Source organism: Flavobacterium sp. AG291 (assembly GCF_003350375.1).
Lineage (GTDB): Bacteria > Bacteroidota > Bacteroidia > Flavobacteriales > Flavobacteriaceae > Flavobacterium > Flavobacterium suzhouense.
Map to the genome: position 1 here is coordinate 39,317 of NZ_QQAR01000002.1, position 18,161 is coordinate 57,477.

Sequence of the window (18,161 nt, forward strand, 5' to 3'; positions counted from 1 at the left end):
GAGATTAAGGTATCCATTTGATATCCCTAAAGTTAGGCTTTCTTTTTTCAAGGAATGCATCACGGCCTTCTTTAGCTTCTTCTGTCATATATGTAAGACGGGTTGCCTCACCGGCAAATACCTGTTGTCCCACCATACCGTCATCAGTAAGATTAAAGGCAAATTTCAGCATTTTTATAGATGTAGGTGATTTGTCTAATATTTCCTGCGCCCATTCATAAGCTGTGTCTTCAAGTTCAGCATGAGGTATAACAGCATTTACCATTCCCATTTCATAAGCATCCTGAGCTGAATAATTACGGCCTAAAAAGAAAATTTCACGTGCACGTTTCTGACCTACCATTTTAGCAAGATATGCAGATCCATATCCTCCATCAAAACTGGTTACGTCAGCATCTGTTTGCTTGAAAATCGCGTGTTCTTTACTGGCTAATGTAAGATCACATACAACATGAAGGCTATGCCCCCCTCCTACGGCCCAACCGGGAACAACAGCAATAACAACCTTTGGCATAAAACGAATAAGTCGTTGCACTTCAAGAATATTCAAACGGTGCATACCATCATCACCTACATACCCCTGATGGCCTCTTGCTTTTTGATCACCACCACTGCAAAATGAATACACTCCATCTTTAGACGACGGACCTTCAGCGGATAGCAAAACAACTCCTATTGAAGTGTCTTCCCTGGCATCCAGAAAAGCTTCAAAAAGTTCGGCCGTAGTTTTTGGCCTGAAAGCATTTCTTACATCAGGTCTGTTAAACGCGATACGTGCAACACCATCACATTTTTTATAGGTAATATCTTCGAATTCTTTTACGGTTTTCCAGTTTATATTGCTCATGCTATATTAATATTTACCGTAAAAATAAAGCATTTTTTGCATTCACCAATGAAAATAGATATTGAACTAACATGGTATTTATGATATGAAAAATCAATTAAAAAAGTTTTGATCATAAATTATTTATATTCAAAACTTTATCCAAATTGCATTAAAAAAAACATTTTTTTTAAATGTTAACCTTGTTTAAAATGCTTTTATAAAATTATTGTTTAGTTATATTTGTCATTTACGTGATCACCAAATGAAGTTTTTAAGAATATTTCCCTATATAATTGCATTTACCTGTATTTCTTGTTTGAAAGAAAAATCTACTCTCGCCGAAAACACTAACGAAGAGACTGTAGATACAGTATTGCACATTACTCCTTTAAATACAAAATTAACCAAACCGAGTAGAGCTTTTATAAATTCGAAAACAGCTACTATAGAACATTTTTATCATAAATTATGGAGCAGAAATGATTTAAGTGGTGGATTTTTGGTAGCCAAGAATGGTAAAATACTTTTTGAAAAATATGGAGGCTATGCTAACAGGAGTGAAAAAGAAGAAATTTCTGCGAATACACCTGTTCATATAGCGTCTGTGAGTAAAGTATTAACAGCTGCAGTTGTTTTAAAGCTGATTGACAGAAATAAACTGGATCTTAATGCGAAAGTAAATACGCTGCTTCCGGAGTTTCCTTATAACGAAATAACAGTAAGAATGCTGCTTAACCACAGAAGCGGATTACCAAATTATGCATATGTGCTGGACGATCGTGCTATTTGGGATAGAAGTATGCTGACAAATAAGGACATTTTAGAGCTTTTTGCACAGCATAAATTTGACCTTTACTTTAAGCCCGATAAAAAATTTGGATATTGTAATACTAATTATGCAATGCTGGCACTGATTATTGAAAAGGTTACGCATATGAATTATCGTGATGCAATGAAAAAGATACTTTTTGATCCGCTTGGGATGAAGAATACTTATGTGTTTGATTATCAAAGAGACCGTGAAACTGCCAGCAGATCATATAAAGGAAATAATGTTTTGTACGGATGGGATTTTCTGGATGATGTTTATGGCGACAAAAATATCTATTCAACTCCTCGTGATTTGCTTAAATTTGATTTAGCAACTTATTCTAAGAAGTTTCTGAATTCCAAACTGTACAAAGAAGTGTTTCAGGGGTACAGTTACGAGCATAAAGGAACTAAAAACTATGGACTTGGTATTCGTATGCATGAATGGGAAACCGGAGAAAAATTATTTTATCATAACGGTTGGTGGCACGGTAATACATCTTCTTATATAACTCTTAAAAAAGATACAGTTACACTTATTTGCCTTTCAAATAAGTTTTCGTATAAACCATACAAAATCTGGAAACTATCTCCTGCTTTTGGTAAATACCCTATTAAACCGGATAAAAACGAAGATTTAGAATTATAATACAAAGCCCTTATTTCTAAGGGCTTTGTTGTTTATTAACCATGGCTGTTAATAAATAGTCTACTAAATCTATAGACTAATAATTATATTTGTTCAAAAATAAGACACAATTATGGAAAACCTAAATTATCTGGCGTTTGCAATGCCAGCATTCTTTTTGTTTTTGTATCTGGAATATAAACTTGCTCAGTATAGAAAAAAAGGACACTTGTTTAAATATGAAAGTTCTGTTTCTAATATAAGTATTGGTATAGCTGAACGTTTGATAAACCTTTTCGTTTCGGCCAGTTTCTATCAGGTTTACTATTGGGTATATAATAACTATGCAATATTCGATATTCCCAGTAATTGGGGTTTGTGGATTGTATTAATTCTGGCAACTGATTTCGTTTGGTATTGGTATCATAGGCTTGGGCATGAAGTAAATCTTTTTTGGGCAGCACATATTGTACATCATCAGAGTGAAGAATTTAATTTAACCGCCTCGGCGAGAATTACCACGATTCAGGCACTGATACGCACAGTTTTTTGGTGCATATTGCCATTAATAGGATTCCACCCTACTATGGTTATAACAATGTTGCTTGTTCATGGGGCATATTCCTTTTTTACTCACACCCAGGTTTTAAAAAGAGTAAAATGGCTTGAATATGTATTCATAACACCATCGTTGCATGGAGTTCACCATGCATCGGATGAAAAATATCTTGATAAGAACTATGGAGATATGTTTGTTTTTTGGGACAAGATATTTGGTACATTTCAGGAAGAGGAAGAGCAACCAACCTATGGACTAACGCATTCGCTTAAAAGTTATAGTTTCCTTTGGATGCATTTTCATTATTATTTTGAGATATATGAATCTTACAAACGTGCCAATACTTTAAAAGGAAAATTCTGTGCTGTTTTCGGAAGTCCGGCAGTTATGGATCAGGATATACGCCTTGAACTTGAAAAGCGTTTTTTACAGGACAGAAGATTTCGTTTGAGAGAACTTAGATTCAAAAATTATCTCACATTCCAAATAGTTATATCGGTTACGCTTCTTAGTTGGTTTACGTTTTTTTATAATACTCAAACTATAGTTGACAAACTATTCTATTTGAGTTTTATACTCATCACACTTGTAAATTGCGGTGCATTGCTGGAACAACGTAAATGGATATATTATCTCGAATACGCACGTCTTGCAATACTTTTAGCCTATTTATTTTATAGTCAAGGATACCCCGAGTTGGTTTTACTGGCGGTTTACTTACTTATTGTGATTGAGAATGCATTTTCGTTAAGTAAATGGTATCAGAGTTATGTTTTACAAACCAAATAGATTATTCCTTAACGAGATAAATGCCGTCTTCTTTTATTTCGATAAGTTTCTGTTTGTAAAGTGTACCTATTGCTTTTTTAAAAGTCTTTTTACTCATTTTAAGTACAGTCTTTATATCCTCTGGGTGGCTATCATCATTTAAACGAAGAAAACCACGGCTCGCACGAAGCTCATCAAGTACTTTTTCAGCATTAGGCTCTATTCCGGCAAATCCTGCTTGTTGTAGCGTAACGTCTATTTTTTTGTCAGGGCGGATATTTTTGATGTATCCTTTCATTCTGTCGCCGGTACGAACATCTTCATATACTTCATCTTTGTAAAGTAAGCCTTTGTGCTGCTCGTTAATGATAACATTGATTCCCATATCTGTAATATGTGATATGATAAGGTCAACTTCTTCACCTTTTTCGACAGTTATCTCATCGTTACTCAGGAATTGGTTGATTTTGCTGGTTCCGACTAATCGGTTCGATTTTTCGTCAAGGTACATGAATACAAGGTAGCGCTTCCCCTTTTCCATTTCGCGGGCTTGTTCTCTAAAAGGAACAAACAAGTCTTTTTCAAGCCCCATATCCAGAAAAGCACCAAATTTATTGATGAAATTTACACGCAATAAGGCAAACTCATTCAGGTAAATGTAGGGCTCAAGCGTAGTAGCCACTGGCCGTTCTTCCTGATCAAGGTAAACAAAGACAATAATCTCCTCTCCTATTTCAAACTCTCTTGGTACATATTTATTGGGTAATAATATATCCTGATTGCCATCAGTAAGATAAAGTCCTATTTGAGTATCTCTTGCTATCTTAAGCGTATTGTATTTTCCTATTTCGATCATTACGGTAAATTTCAAGTGCAAAGGTACAAAGAATTGAACAATATAAAGGGAAAGCTTATAAAACAACAAAGCCGGTATTATCCGGCTTTGTTTATGTTAACTCTTTAAAATACTGTAACAGGATTTTATCGTTCTCCAGCATTGGTGTGAATACTTCTAAAATTTTAGGTTCTTCACCGTTTTGCATAAATGTGTTCAATTCAGTTTTTAACTCAGCCTCGTCAGAAGCACTTTGATAACTGAAACCAAACATTTTTGCTAAGTGTTCCGCTGTTAAATGATGCTCGGTTTCAAAGTATGTGTTGAATACGGGGGTTTCCTGATGTCCCGGTAATATCCTGAAGATACCTCCCCCACCATTATTGATGATAATTATTTTAAAATCTTTCGGGATATAATTATTCCAAAGGGCATTACTGTCATACAGGAAACTGATATCTCCTGTTATTAGAACTGTTTCTTTTCCGCTTGCTACAGCTGCTCCAATTGCAGTAGAACTGCTTCCGTCAATGCCACTCGTGCCACGATTACAGAATACTTCAATGGAATCTTTTACATCAAGTAGCTGAATGTAACGTATTGCAGAACTGTTGCTTATCTGTAGCTGTGAATTATCTTTTAATTCAGGAAGTATTATTTCAAAAGCTTTAAAATCGGTAAAAGGAATCTTCGATACATACTCATCATGTTTCACTTTTCTGAAATCTTTTAATTGCTGAGCCGTTTGACTATAATTACTTTCAACAGCTACAGTTTGAGGCATGAATGCTCTAAGAAAAGTACTAGCATCTGTTTCAAAATGTTTTGTAAGTGCTCCAAAAGTATCGTAAGCCCTAAGTGTATCGATATGCCAGTGTTCAGAAGGACTATATTTTCTTAACCAGGCTTTTACACGTTTAGAAACTATCATTCCGCCGAAAGTAAGCAATATATCCGGACTCCAGTTTTCAAAATCTTCCTGAGTAAAAGGAGTTATAATTGTATCTATATTATTCAGAAACGTAGGATGGTGCATGTTTGAAGTAGTCTCGGTCATTACGACTACCGATGGATCATTAGCCAGCTGATCAATAATTGTTTTATCAATTGATTCAGGATCGTTTACTCCAACTAAAATAAGTTTCTTCCTGGCAGAATTCCATTTCTCGACATAAGCAGATAAATCTTCATTAAACGGATGACGTGGACTACTATGGTTTATATTTGGCGTTACAGATAGCCCCTCTACCGTTTCATATAATGGCTCTTCAAAAGGAGCATTTATATGTACTGGGCCTTTTTTTAAAATAGCTGTATTTATTGCTTCATTTATCAGTTTGTCATTATCCGCAGAAGCTTCCTCTAATAGATTTGCGTTAAAAAGAATATGATTTGCATATACATTCTCCTGACGAATGGTCTGGCCATCCCCAATATCTATTTTATCATGAGGTCTGTCAGCAGATATTATGATAAGCGGAATTTGGCTGTAAAATGCCTCTGCAACTGCAGGATAATAGTTCAGTAAGGCAGAACCTGATGTACAAACAATTGCAGTTGGCTTTTTAAGCTGTTGGGACATTCCCGTGGCGAAAAAAGCTGCGCAACGTTCATCTGCAACACTATAGCAGGTAAAATTTTGGTTATTAGCAAAACCAATTGTTAATGGCGCATTACGTGAACCGGGAGATATAATTATATCAATCACTCCTTTAGCACGGCATATTTCTATGATGCTTTGGGCTAAAGGTATTTTAGGGTAGATCATTTTTTGGAATTTAAAAATCCCGGATAAGACCGGGATTGTATTTTTTGGGTTTAGGATTTGATCCAGTTTACGATTTCAGGATCTGTCGGCAATGTGCGGGGACTAATAACTTTTACAAGCTCACCTTTTTCATTGATAAGGTATTTTTGGAAGTTCCACTCCACCTCGCTATCCTGAAGTCCGTTTTTGCTTTTTTCAGTCAGGAAATGGTAAATCGGAGCCATATCAGCTCCTTTTACAGATATTTTATCCATCATAGGAAAAGTTACGCCATAATTAAGCTGACAGAATTCGGCAATTTCTTTACTTGTCCCAGGCTCCTGAGCAGCAAAGTTATTTGCAGGAAAACCAATTATTACAAAACCTTTATCCTTGTATTCTTTATATAAAGCTTCAAGATCTTTGTATTGAGGCGTTAATCCGCATTTTGAAGCTGTATTAACAATCATTACTTTTTTACCTTTCAGAGTTGCAAAATCAAATTCGTTGCCCGAAAGATCAGTTACTTTAAACTGATAAATGTTTGATGCTGACATTGTCTTAGTTGTTTCTTTATTGGTTTTACTTTTTTTAGTCTGCGCCTGATTCTGGCAACTGAACAAAAGTGCTAACCCCATTATTGCTATTGCAAGTTTTTTCATCGTGATGATTTATTTCTATAAAATTACGAAAAATTATTTCTTAAAGTGTTTCTTATATTGTATATACGAAAGCCCCCCTAAAATAAAAACTCCTAAAGCCATCCAGAAGAAATACATTGGAGTTCTTACTTCACCGCTGGCATAAGAATGTAGTCCGGTAAGGTAGAAGTTTACTCCAAAATAGGTCATAAGGATAGATGCGAATGCTAAAACACTAAAGAAGTTAAAAATCCATTTACCTCTTAATGCCGGTACAAAACGCATGTGGATAACAAAAGCATAAACCATGATGCTCACTAGTGCCCATGTTTCTTTTGGATCCCATCCCCAGTAACGACCCCAACTCTCATTGGCCCACTGCCCTCCAAGGAAATTACCTATAGTAAGCATTACTAGGCCAACTGTAAGTGCCATTTCATTAATGTAGGTAAGTTCTTTGATGTTGAGATCCATTTTTTTCTTGTTCTTTTCATTGGTAAGCAGCATAAGTATCATTGCTACAACACCTAAAACCATTCCAAGTGTAAACGGACCATAACTACCTACGATAACAGCAACGTGGATCATTAACCAATACGAATTTAATACAGGAACAAGATTACCAATTTCCGGATCTGTCCAGTTCCAATGTGCGACCATCAACACCATTGAAGCTACAAAAGCAGTAGATGCTACTGTCAATGAAGATTTACGTCCAAAGGCAAGACCAAAAAACATTGTTGCCCAGCCAACATAAATAACAGATTCGTAAGCATTACTCCACGGTGCGTGACCCGAAATATACCAACGGTAAATCAAGCCCAGTGTATGAAGAAGAAATAAGATTATTATAATTCCGTGGAAAGTTTTAACGGTGTAGTTTACCCATTTACGGGAATTGAATATTTTAATGATGACAAATAAAAACATTATTACCCCCGCATAGCAATACCAAGAAAATAGTTTTTTAAAGATATCATATTTGTTATACAATATCTCAGCATCTACTTTATCATCAGAAGGCATTATTTTACCACCAAATTTATGCTGGTATTTTGTTAGCCCTTCGATAAGGCTATTAGCTACTTTGTAATCATTATTTTGAGTCGCCTCGGCTAATGCCTGCATATAAAATGGCAGTATGTTCTTAATTTTATTAAGTTCTGCATTGTTTACTTCAGGTATCTCCAGGTACGATACCCATTTATTGTTTTTGTCTCCGGGAATAGGATATACTTTTAATATCTGTCCTGTCAATGCTGAATATAAAAGATTTATCCTTTTATCAATATTTATATAGTCTTTTTCAAACTTTGTAGGTTCTTTGTCTCTATGAGCACGCTCCAAAATTTTTGAAAGTTTATAATTGCCCTGTGCGTCAAAGAAATCTGCTAATGCAGCAAATTCGGCTTGCTTTTCAACACCTGCTACAATTCTCAAACTGTCATTACCTCTTTCAAGTTTGATAATTGGCATACTGAACCACATCTGATCCATCATTGCCATAGAAAGGAATACCTGATCGGCATTAAGTCCTTTATAAGTATCGCTTTTGCTTACTTTACGAAGTAGCTCAGATGAAAAAGTATTGATTGGCTTCATTCTTCCTCCAGCATCCTGTATAACAAGGCGCCCAAATTTAGCAGCATGTTCTTCACTTACTTTATATTTCATAATAAGTGAATCCATCTGTTTTTCAGTAGGCTTTTCATGCAAATGGTTTTGAGAATAACCATTAAGAACAAAGAAGAATAAAAATATGACAGAAAGCGTAGCCTTTTTAGCTTTTATTTTTTCAACCTTTTGTTTTAAATCACCAAAGCGAGTGTTTTTGTCAAATAATATAGCCATTAAACCTATATACAGAAGGAAATAACCAATATAAGAAGTCCATGTACCATAAAAGTCATGGTTGACAGAAAGTACAGTTCCTTTCTCGTCCTGATCAAATGAGGCCTGGAAGAACCTGTAGCCTCTATAGTCAAGTACATTATTCATGAAAATACGTGCGTCAAAACTGTTATTTTTTTCCTTATCCTCAACAGTCACTTTGCTTTCAAAAGATTCATAGCTTGACTCTGTTCCAGGATACTTCTTAGCTATAAAATCATTAACTTTTATTGAGAATGGCAAATCATATTGTCTGCTTCCATAGATAAGGGTATATTCTAAATTACCCAACTTGAACGATTGTGGTACACCCATTTTTCCTTTACCTCCTAATAAAGTTACCTCATGTTCTTCCCCTTCCGCCTTTACTACAACAGTAAGTGCAGCATCTTCTTTAGTCTTATAATCATTATTCGAAACATAATCAACCTTGCCTTTTATAGCCGCTTCAGGGAATACAAAACGTGCATTGGCAACATTATATAATGAACGGAACATTAAAGGTTGATCTGCATCTTTAGATACTATTCCTTTAAACTGATCGGCCATTCGCATGAAATCACCCTCAAAAGGTGTTTTTATGCTGTAATTACCATCTTTTAGTGTAATATTGATAGCACCTTCTGTTGGTGCATTGAAAGCAAACAAAATATTATGGATATTTTCAACCTGACCTTCTTTAAGGTAATGCTCATGACGGCCACCGTCACCAGCTTCAACCATTTTTAAATAATGAATTCCGTTTGCATCTTTTACTATAGTTTCTTTAGCACCTAGTTTAAAATCCTTATAAACTACTTCAAAAGGGATTTCGTCAAACTGACCTTTCATGGTGAAATCATTATTAGCTACAGGTGATAGCAATAATTTTTCCTCAAAAGGCCTGCGGCGCATTTCTCCTTTATATTGACCATCAACAAGAACAGTCAGATAAGTTTTGTCAGAATAAAAACGACTTTCAGTAGCTCCTTCACGAATAGGCATCATCCCCTCATAACTTATATAACGGGTAATGAATGCTCCAACTATAATAAGTATGAAAGACAGGTGCAATAAAAGCGTAGCCCATTTCTCTTTTTTATGAAGTTGATAGCGCTTAATGTTTCCAATAAAGTTTATAATAAACAAAAACATAATAGCTTCAAACCATTTTGCATTGTAAATGTAGATTCGTGCTGTATCGGTATTATAAGCATCTTCGATAAAGGTACCTATTCCCATTGCTAAGGCAAAAACAAGGAAAAGCACTGCCATTAAACGTGTTGAAGAAAAGAACGATATAATTTTATCCATGAGTACGGAAAGTTGTTTTATAAATTGTTGCAAAAGTACTCAAAACTTAAGTCGCGAACCTTATTTTATCAGAAAAAATGACCAATTTAGATTGTCAAATATTTTTTTATAATAGCAAGAAGTTGGGTATATTTGGCGTTTACTCTTAACGCAAACTAAACTATTCCCAACTAACTTAAGTCATTAATGAGAATTCCTAAATTTCTTTTACTGTTCTGCTTCAGTAGTTTGACTGCTTTTGCACAGGAAGTTGTTCCTAACAACCAGTCTAAATTTGACGAGATAATGTATCGTCGCGGTAACGTTTATCGTAGCGCATCCGGCGTGCCTGGTCCTCAATACTGGCAAAACAGAGCAGATTACAATATTGATGTTGAGCTTGATGAAAAAGCAAACGTATTGAAAGGTAAACTAACAATGACATACCATAACAATAGTCCTGAAGAACTGAACTATGTATGGATGTATGTTGAACAAAATCGTTTTACTGAAGATTCAAGAGGAACACTTACCACTCCTATTGAAGGCAGAAACCGTTATGCGGGAGATACTGATGGTGGATTTAAGATATCATCGCTTTCAGCAAAAGTAAAGGGTGATGCTTCTTCAAAATATCTTATAACTGATACCCGCATGCAGGTTTTCTTTAATGAACCTATTGCAGCTAAAGGAGGTATTGCGACTGTTTCAATGAATTTTGAATTTAAAATACCGGAAGAAGGCATGGATCGTATGGGACAACTTAAAACCAAAGATGGTATTATATACTCTGTTGCACAATGGTATCCGAGAGTTGCTGTTTTTGATGATGTAAAAGGATGGAATACCGAACCATATCTTGGAGCCGGAGAGTTTTATCTTGACTATGGAGATTATGATTTTAAAGTCACTGTACCTTATGATTTTATAGTTGTAGGTTCAGGAGAATTGGTTAACCCAAAAGAAGTACTTTCAAAAGAATTGCAAAACCGTTGGGATAAAGCATCTCAAAGTGATAAAACTGTTTATCTGATAGCTCCCAATGAAATTGGGAATACTAAACTGACAAGACCTTCGCAAAATGGTAAAACAACATGGCATTTCAGGATAAAAAACAGCCGTGATGCCGTTTTTGCAGCTTCGAGAGGCTTTATATGGGATGCAGCACGTATCAATTTGCCAAGTGGAAAGAAAGCAGTAGCACAATCTGTTTATACAAAAGAAAGTGACGGGCCTAAGGCATGGAGCCGATCTACAGAGTATACAAAAGCATCTATAGAAAATTACTCATCAAAGTGGTTTGAGTATCCTTATCCTAATGCCGTAAATGTGGCTTCAAATGTTGGTGGTATGGAATATCCAGGTGTTTCTTTCTGTCATGCGCGCAGTAAGGGTCAGGATCTTTGGGAAGTTACTGATCATGAGTTTGGACACAACTGGTTTCCGATGATAGTTGGATCTAACGAACGTCTATATGCATGGATGGATGAAGGTTTTAATACTTTTATCAATCATTACAGTACACTTGAATTCAATAAAGGAGAATATCCATCTGACGCTGCTAAAGGCCGTAACCAGGTGTTTTGGTACCGCTCAAAAAACAGAGAAGGCATCAATACTTACCCTGATGTAGCAAGACCTATGAACTTAGGCTACACTGCTTATTCTAAACCTGCATTAGGATTAATCATGCTTCGTGAATATATTCTTGGTGCAGAGCGTTTTGATAATGCTTTTAAAGCTTACATAAAAAACTGGTCATACAAACATCCTCAGCCATCAGACTTCTTTAATGCTATGGAAAACGGAGCAGGTGAAAATCTGAACTGGTTCTGGAGAGGATGGTTTATGGGTAGTGGCAATATTGATCTTGGAATTAGTAATGTAGTACAAAATCAGGATTCAGCGATTATTACCTTTACAAATAAAGGAGATGTTCCAATGCCGATAGTGTTTAAAGTAATTTATGAAGATGATTCAAAAGAGATAAAAACACTGCCTGTAGAAGTTTGGCAGCGTACTAACGAATGGGAATACCTGCTTAGATCGTCTAAAAAGGTAAAAGCTGTTGATATTGATCCTTCCAGAATATTACCTGATGTTGACGGATCTAATAATTCCTGGATAAAAGAATAACAAAAAGCGGTTTAAAAATTAAACCGCTTTTTTGTTGCTTTGACGAATTGAATACATCATTTTGACACCCTCCAATAGTCGGTATACCTGAAAGTTTTTTACTAATTTAGCGGCATGCTAAAAGTAATAGTAATAGGTTCGGGCAATGTTGCACAGCATTTGATAAAGGCTTTCAAAAATTCTGGAAAAGTAGAATTAGTGCAGGCTTATGCCCGTAATCCTGGAAAACTCGAACATATTCTTTCTTTAGAATATATAACTGATTCAATTCAGGATCTTAAGGAAGCTGATGTGTATATTATTTCTGTTACAGATGATGCCATTGACAACGTATCGAAACAATTGCCTTTTAGCAACAGACTTGTAGTGCATACTTCAGGCAGTACTCCACTTGAAAAATCAGATGCTAAAAACAGAAGAGGTGTGTTTTATCCTCTTCAAACCTTTTCAAAAAACAAAGATGTTGATTTTAAAGAGATACCATTATGTCTAGAAGCAGAACATCCTGATGATTACAATGCATTAGAAGAATTAGCTAAAAGCATCTCTCCCCTAACCTACAGTATTAGTTCTGAACAGAGACAAGCTTTGCATGTGGCAGCTGTATTTGTAAATAATTTCACAAACCATTTATACGTATTAGGGAGTAGAGTTTGTGATGAAAATAATATTCCGTTTGATATATTAAAGCCGTTGATACACGAAACGGCTGACAAGATAAAGACAGTTTCTCCGATTAATGCCCAAACCGGACCTGCTAAGAGAAATGATAAAACGACAATACAAAGGCATCTTGATTTTATTAAGGATCCTATGCAAAAAGACATATATAGGTTATTAACTCAATCGATACAAAGAACAAATGGCTAAAAGCTATAAAGAATTAATGAATGACATCACCACATTTATTTTTGATGTGGATGGTGTTTTGACAGATGGTACAATACATGTAACACCTACCGGAGAAATGTTGCGAAATATGAATATCCGTGATGGGTATGCCATGAAAGCAGCGGTTGAAAATGGATATACTGTGTGTATTATATCGGGTGGATTAAATGAAGGAGTGCGTATACGTCTCAGAAACCTTGGAATTACAGATATTTATCTCGGAGTACCTAATAAGGTTGAGACATTTGATGAATTTATAGATATTTATAATATAAAGCCGGAGCAGGTGTTATATATGGGAGATGATATTCCTGATTTTCATGTAATGCAATTAGTAGGACTGCCAACCTGTCCTCAGGATGCAGCTCCGGAAATTAAAGAAATCAGCAAGTATATCTCTCATAAAAATGGAGGAACTGGCTGTGTAAGAGATGTTATCGAACAGGTAATGAAAGTACAAGGCAAATGGATGGAACATTTTAATGCCAGATACGACTAATATTTATTCATTTTTTATTTTGTTCAAACTTTAAAACTTACCAATGAAATTTTTAAAACTAATAGGTTTCGGCCATCTCATATTGCTTGCTTTTGCCCAATTTATCTTTAAATATGGTTTTTTGGATTATCAACCGGGTATAATATTAAATCTCAGTGATGCCTATTACAACCTTTTAGTGTTAGCAAGTGTCATGATTGCTGCAGGAGGTTTCTTAATTAATAATATAACAGCCAATGGAAGTGAAAGTTACGGACTGAATGAGTCGGTAGCATTTTATATATATGGAGCACTAACTATCGGTGGATTAATTATAGGATATTTTTTAACTGATATAATAGGAAGAACTAGTTTTTTGATGGCTTTTGCTATTCCGGTAGCTACTCTGTATTTCTATTCAACTAATTTAAGGCAAAGCCTATTGCTAGGTAATATTGCAATTGCGATTGTTATGGGATTAAGCATAATGATTATTGGATTCTTTACCGTTTACCCTGTTTTTGGTAATGGTGATCCTGTACATCTTGCAAATATATATGAAGTTATAAAGCATTATTCAATCTTTTCGGTTGCCTTAGGTTTACTTGTTACACTTCTTAATGATCTTAAAAATACTGATCTTGACTATAATGAAGGACTAAATACTCTACCAATTGCAATAGGGAAAGAAAGAGCAGCAAAAATTACTTTTGGAGTAGGTATAATTGTAGCAGGTCTTGTGTTGTATTACATTAATGCTTACCTGAAGGAACTTTTATGGGCTATGGGTTATTTATTGGTTTTTGTATTGGGGCCTGTTATTTATTGCCTTATCAATTTATGGTCAGCTAAAACGAGTAAAGATTTTGCAGTACTTGAAATTGTGATTAAAGCCGTAATATTTTTCACCTCATTATCGATAGCAGTAATAACTTTTAATATTAATAGCAATGCTTAAGGAAAAACTAAAAGGGTATACTATAGTGCTTGCGTCAGGATCTCCCAGAAGGCAGCAATTCCTTAGGGAGCTCGATGCAAACTTTGAAGTGCGCCTTAAGGAAGTAGAAGAGATTTATCCTGATTCATTGAAAGGTGCCGAAATTACAGATTATCTGGCTGAACTTAAGGCTTCTGCATTAGAAGAAACACTCTCCGATGATGAGATACTAATTACAAGTGACACTATTGTATGGCACGAAGGGATAGCCCTTGGCAAACCTAAGGATAAAGAGGATGCTTTTAATATGATTAAATCTCTTTCAGGCAAGACACATGAAGTTATAACCTCTGTTTGTATCAAAAATACACGGAAGAGCGAAACATTTAACGAAACAACTAAGGTAACTTTCAATCCACTTACCGATGAGGAGATAGCCTATTATCTTGAAGAGTATAAACCTTATGATAAAGCCGGTTCTTATGGTATTCAGGAATGGATTGGCCTTGTTGCAATCGCAAAAATTGAAGGCTCTTATGCTAATGTAGTAGGCATGCCTGTAGATAAAGTGTATCAATACTTAATGAAGCTTGCTTAATAATGTCAGAATCTTATGTATATACCCAACTAATGATTACCCTGATAACATCGGCGGTTTTTTTTATAGTAGGTTACATAGTAAAAAGGCTAATAAAAAGATATGCACGTTCTGCTGAGTTATCGGAACACAGAACTAACCTTATTGCAAAATATATTAACTTCTTTATAATGATATTCTATATCATTATAATAATTGCAATATGGGGGCTTCAGGCCGAATTAATTTTTACTTACATTTCAGGAGCCCTCACAGTTATTGGAGTAGCTTTTTTTGCCCAGTGGTCTATACTTAGTAACATTACTTCGGGAATCATACTTTTTTTTAGCTTCCCTTTCCGTATTGGCGATGTGATAAAAGTACACGACAAAGATTTTCCTATTGAAGGACAGATTGAAGATATAAAAGCCTTTCATACGCTCATAAAAACCAGGGATGGAGAAGTAATAACTTATCCTAATAATTTACTGTTGCAAAAAGGTGTTAGTATAGTACCAATTAGACAGGAAGACAAAGAATTTTACGACTAATTAAATGAAGAACATATCATTATTAATATTTATTTTAAGTTACACTTTAGGTTTTACTCAACCTCAAAAACCTGCTTCTGCTGAGATATACAATAAACTTGAAAAATTGAATTTTTTAGGAAGTGCTTTATACATTGCTGCGCACCCCGATGATGAGAATACAAGGCTTATTTCCTATCTGGCTAATAAATTAAAAGCAAGAACAGGCTATTTATCACTAACCCGTGGTGATGGAGGACAGAATCTGATAGGTCTGGAATTAAGGGAGCAGTTAGGAGTAATCCGTACTCAGGAACTTATTGAAGCTAGAAAGGTAGACGGTGGAGAACAATTCTTTAGTCGCGCTAATGATTTTGGTTTTTCTAAAGTCCCTAACGAAACACTCCAGATTTGGGATAAAGAAAAAGTTTTGCAGGATATGGTATGGATAATAAGAAAATTCCAGCCGGATATCATCATTAATCGTTTTGATCACCGTTCTCCGGGAACTACTCACGGTCACCACACGTCTTCAGCTATGTTGACACAAGAAGCCTATTCACTCGCCGCAGATCCTAATTATGAGCCTGAACAGCTGAAATATGTACAGTTGTGGCAACCAAAAAGGGTGATGTTTAACGTTTCATGGTGGTTTTTTGGAGGGAAAGACAAATTTGAGAAGGCAGATAAATCAAAATATATTAACCTTCAGACAGGAGACTACTACCCTACTCTTGGTTTATCCAATCAGGAAATTGCTGCTTTAAGCAGGAGCAAACATAAATCACAAGGATTTGGTACTACAGGCGTTCGTGGCGACGATATGGAATACCTTGAGCTGATTAAAGGCGATAACCTGAAAGATAAACAAAACCTTTTTGAAGGAATTGATACTTCATGGAACCGAGTTGAAGGTGGTAAAGCAATTGGAGATGCTATTGCAGTTATAATTAAAAATTATGATTTCAGAAATCCCTCAGCTTCTGTGCCTGAACTTTTAAAAGTATATTCTTCTATTTTAAAGCTTGAAGATAAACACTGGAAAAGTTTAAAATCCAAAGAGATAAAAGAAATTATTGCATTATGTACTGGTCTTTATCTTGAAGCAACTGCCGAGAATCAGTCTGCCACGCCCGGTAGCAATTTAAAGATCAGATGGGAAGCAACTAACCGTAGCAATATTGTAATGAAACTTAGTTCGGTTGCTTTGTATCCGGAAGGAAAAACAATTACACAGGATACACTGTTAGCTAACAACATAAGCGTTGATAATTCTTTTGATGTTGTTATACCTAAATCAGCAAACTTTACTTCTCCCTATTGGTTGACAGAAAAAGGAGATAAAGGAATGTATACTGTAAATGATCTTCAAAAAATAGGGATTCCTGATATCATAAGGGAAATGTCAGCTACTTTTACAGTAAAGTTTGGCGATGTATCTATTCCTTTTGAACGTACAATAGTTTATAAATATAATGATCCTGTAAAGGGGGAAGTGTATGAACCTCTTGACATTATACCTTCCGTTACAACAAGTATAATGAATAAGGTTCAGTTGTTTAAGGATAATAAAAGACAAACTGCCAGTGTTAAAATTAAAGCAGGAAAAGACAATTGCAAAGGCGAACTGCGTTTAGAATTACCTGATGGTTGGAAGGTTTCGCCGGCGTCAATACCGTTTGAACTTGTTAGAAAAGGAAGTGAAACAATTGTAAACTTTGAAATAACGCCTCCTGACAGTCCTTCTGAAGTAACCGCAAAAAGTATAGCTACTATTGATGGCGAAGATTTTGACAGGGAACAGGTAATAATTAATTATCCTCATATTTCTATACAACAGGTATTAATGCCTTCAACAGCTAAGTTTACCAAAGTCGACCTTAAAATAGAGGGAAATAGTATCGCTTATATCATGGGTGCAGGAGATTCTGTTCCGGAAAGCCTTAGGCAAATGGGATATAATGTAACATTGTTGACTCCGGAAGTAATAACTATGCAAACATTAAGTTCTTATGATGCTGTCGTTGTAGGTATACGTGCTTACAATGTTTTGGATGGCATAGTTTTCAAACAACAGGTATTATTTGATTACGTTGCTAATGGAGGAACGATGGTGGTGCAATATAACACAACCGGAGATTTAGTTACAAGAGATATAGCTCCTTACCCATTGAGGATATCAAGAGATAGGGTAACTGAAGAAGATGCCAAAGTTAATTTCCTGGATACGAAACACCCTGTGCTAAATTATCCTAATAAGATAACTGAGAAAGATTTTACAGGTTGGGTTCAGGAACAGGGATTGTATTATCCTGATGAATGGGGCAAAGAATTTACTCCAATATTCACTTCTCATGATAAAGGTGAAGAAGCAAAAAAAGGTGGTTTATTGGTCGCAAAATACGGTAAGGGATATTACATTTATACAGGCTTAAGCTTTTTCAGAGAGCTACCCGAAGGAGTTTCCGGAGCATACAGGCTTATGGCAAACCTGATTGCTATTGGTAAATAATGTAACAAACCAACAAGAAATGAGTCTTATTAAAAACTAAAAATAAAACACAAATGAAAGATAAATCCGCAGGCTGGAAAAAAAGCTACTCGCTGGTGCTTTTGCTTAATATTATTTACAT

14 protein-coding genes are annotated in these 18,161 nt (G+C 35.4%); 9 read left to right on the forward strand and 5 right to left on the reverse strand.

The features are described from left to right. Positions 1-4: 4 nt before the first annotated feature. Positions 5-847 carry a 1,4-dihydroxy-2-naphthoyl-CoA synthase gene (locus DEU42_RS02190; RefSeq protein WP_199509034.1) on the reverse strand — a complete coding sequence of 281 codons (843 nt, stop codon included), beginning with the start codon at positions 845-847 and terminating at the stop codon, positions 5-7. Between the two features lie 298 nt (positions 848-1,145). On the opposite strand from DEU42_RS02190, the gene DEU42_RS02195 reads away from it, so the two are divergent. Next, complete coding sequence (locus tag DEU42_RS02195; protein WP_233506599.1) at positions 1,146-2,288, forward strand: serine hydrolase domain-containing protein; 1,143 nt, start codon at positions 1,146-1,148, stop codon at positions 2,286-2,288. Positions 2,289-2,400: 112 nt separating this feature from the next. Continuing rightward, complete coding sequence (locus DEU42_RS02200) at positions 2,401-3,615, forward strand: sterol desaturase family protein (RefSeq protein ID WP_114756648.1); 1,215 nt, start codon at positions 2,401-2,403, stop codon at positions 3,613-3,615. A 1-nt stretch (position 3,616) separates the two neighbouring features. Here DEU42_RS02200 and DEU42_RS02205 read toward each other — a convergent pair whose 3' ends face one another. From DEU42_RS02205 to ccsA, 4 genes are all read right to left on the reverse strand, one after another. Then, positions 3,617-4,450 (reverse strand): S1 RNA-binding domain-containing protein, encoded by an 834-nt coding sequence (locus tag DEU42_RS02205; RefSeq protein WP_114756649.1) that lies wholly within the window; start codon positions 4,448-4,450, stop codon positions 3,617-3,619. Between the two features lie 91 nt (positions 4,451-4,541). Next, positions 4,542-6,197, reverse strand: coding sequence for a 2-succinyl-5-enolpyruvyl-6-hydroxy-3-cyclohexene-1-carboxylic-acid synthase (gene menD, locus DEU42_RS02210; protein WP_114756650.1), 1,656 nt, complete (start codon positions 6,195-6,197; stop codon positions 4,542-4,544). Positions 6,198-6,247: 50 nt separating this feature from the next. After that, positions 6,248-6,838, reverse strand: coding sequence for a glutathione peroxidase (locus tag DEU42_RS02215; RefSeq protein WP_114756651.1), 591 nt, complete (start codon positions 6,836-6,838; stop codon positions 6,248-6,250). Positions 6,839-6,871: 33 nt separating this feature from the next. Further along, a complete protein-coding gene (gene ccsA / locus DEU42_RS02220) occupies positions 6,872-10,000 on the reverse strand; it encodes a cytochrome c biogenesis protein CcsA (RefSeq protein ID WP_114756652.1) in 3,129 nt (1,042 codons plus the stop codon). Between the two features lie 186 nt (positions 10,001-10,186). Here ccsA and DEU42_RS02225 point away from each other — a divergent pair, with 186 nt between their 5' ends. The 7 genes from DEU42_RS02225 (at position 10,187) to DEU42_RS02255 (ending at position 18,040) form a co-directional block, all read left to right on the forward strand. Continuing rightward, on the forward strand, positions 10,187-12,115 hold the full coding sequence (locus tag DEU42_RS02225; protein ID WP_114756653.1) for a M1 family metallopeptidase: 1,929 nt from the start codon (positions 10,187-10,189) through the stop codon (positions 12,113-12,115). A gap of 114 nt (positions 12,116-12,229) precedes the next feature. Then, complete coding sequence (locus DEU42_RS02230; protein ID WP_114756654.1) at positions 12,230-12,985, forward strand: Rossmann-like and DUF2520 domain-containing protein; 756 nt, start codon at positions 12,230-12,232, stop codon at positions 12,983-12,985. After that, positions 12,978-13,505 (forward strand): KdsC family phosphatase, encoded by a 528-nt coding sequence (locus DEU42_RS02235; protein WP_114756655.1) that lies wholly within the window; start codon positions 12,978-12,980, stop codon positions 13,503-13,505. Before DEU42_RS02230 ends, DEU42_RS02235 begins: the two co-directional genes overlap by 8 nt. 43 nt (positions 13,506-13,548) lie before the next feature. Then, the gene (locus DEU42_RS02240) at positions 13,549-14,442 is read left to right on the forward strand and encodes a prenyltransferase (protein ID WP_114756656.1); all 894 of its coding nucleotides are present in this window, start codon (positions 13,549-13,551) and stop codon (positions 14,440-14,442) included. Further along, positions 14,435-15,019: a Maf-like protein gene (locus tag DEU42_RS02245; protein ID WP_114756657.1), complete on the forward strand. Its 585-nt coding sequence runs from the start codon at positions 14,435-14,437 to the stop codon at positions 15,017-15,019. The genes DEU42_RS02240 and DEU42_RS02245 overlap by 8 nt, the downstream gene beginning before the upstream one ends. A gap of 2 nt (positions 15,020-15,021) precedes the next feature. Beyond that, positions 15,022-15,549: a mechanosensitive ion channel domain-containing protein gene (locus DEU42_RS02250; RefSeq protein WP_114756658.1), complete on the forward strand. Its 528-nt coding sequence runs from the start codon at positions 15,022-15,024 to the stop codon at positions 15,547-15,549. 4 nt (positions 15,550-15,553) lie between these two features. Beyond that, positions 15,554-18,040 (forward strand): PIG-L family deacetylase, encoded by a 2,487-nt coding sequence (locus DEU42_RS02255; RefSeq protein WP_114756659.1) that lies wholly within the window; start codon positions 15,554-15,556, stop codon positions 18,038-18,040. Positions 18,041-18,161: the final 121 nt, after the last annotated feature.

What these genes read in the sequence shown, in the direction of transcription:
- DEU42_RS02255 (WP_114756659.1), top strand. Translation starts at nt 15,554, where the DNA reads ATGAAGAACATATCATTATTAATATTTATTTTAAGTTACACTTTAGGT.
- DEU42_RS02245 (WP_114756657.1), top strand. Translation starts at nt 14,435, where the DNA reads ATGCTTAAGGAAAAACTAAAAGGGTATACTATAGTGCTTGCGTCAGGA.
- DEU42_RS02225 (WP_114756653.1), top strand. Translation starts at nt 10,187, where the DNA reads ATGAGAATTCCTAAATTTCTTTTACTGTTCTGCTTCAGTAGTTTGACT.
- menD (WP_114756650.1), bottom strand. Translation starts at nt 6,197, where the DNA reads ATGATCTACCCTAAAATACCTTTAGCCCAAAGCATCATAGAAATATGC.
- DEU42_RS02205 (WP_114756649.1), bottom strand. Translation starts at nt 4,450, where the DNA reads ATGATCGAAATAGGAAAATACAATACGCTTAAGATAGCAAGAGATACT.
- DEU42_RS02250 (WP_114756658.1), top strand. Translation starts at nt 15,022, where the DNA reads ATGTCAGAATCTTATGTATATACCCAACTAATGATTACCCTGATAACA.
- DEU42_RS02240 (WP_114756656.1), top strand. Translation starts at nt 13,549, where the DNA reads ATGAAATTTTTAAAACTAATAGGTTTCGGCCATCTCATATTGCTTGCT.
- DEU42_RS02190 (WP_199509034.1), bottom strand. Translation starts at nt 847, where the DNA reads ATGAGCAATATAAACTGGAAAACCGTAAAAGAATTCGAAGATATTACC.
- DEU42_RS02235 (WP_114756655.1), top strand. Translation starts at nt 12,978, where the DNA reads ATGGCTAAAAGCTATAAAGAATTAATGAATGACATCACCACATTTATT.
- DEU42_RS02215 (WP_114756651.1), bottom strand. Translation starts at nt 6,838, where the DNA reads ATGAAAAAACTTGCAATAGCAATAATGGGGTTAGCACTTTTGTTCAGT.
- ccsA (WP_114756652.1), bottom strand. Translation starts at nt 10,000, where the DNA reads ATGGATAAAATTATATCGTTCTTTTCTTCAACACGTTTAATGGCAGTG.
- DEU42_RS02200 (WP_114756648.1), top strand. Translation starts at nt 2,401, where the DNA reads ATGGAAAACCTAAATTATCTGGCGTTTGCAATGCCAGCATTCTTTTTG.
- DEU42_RS02230 (WP_114756654.1), top strand. Translation starts at nt 12,230, where the DNA reads ATGCTAAAAGTAATAGTAATAGGTTCGGGCAATGTTGCACAGCATTTG.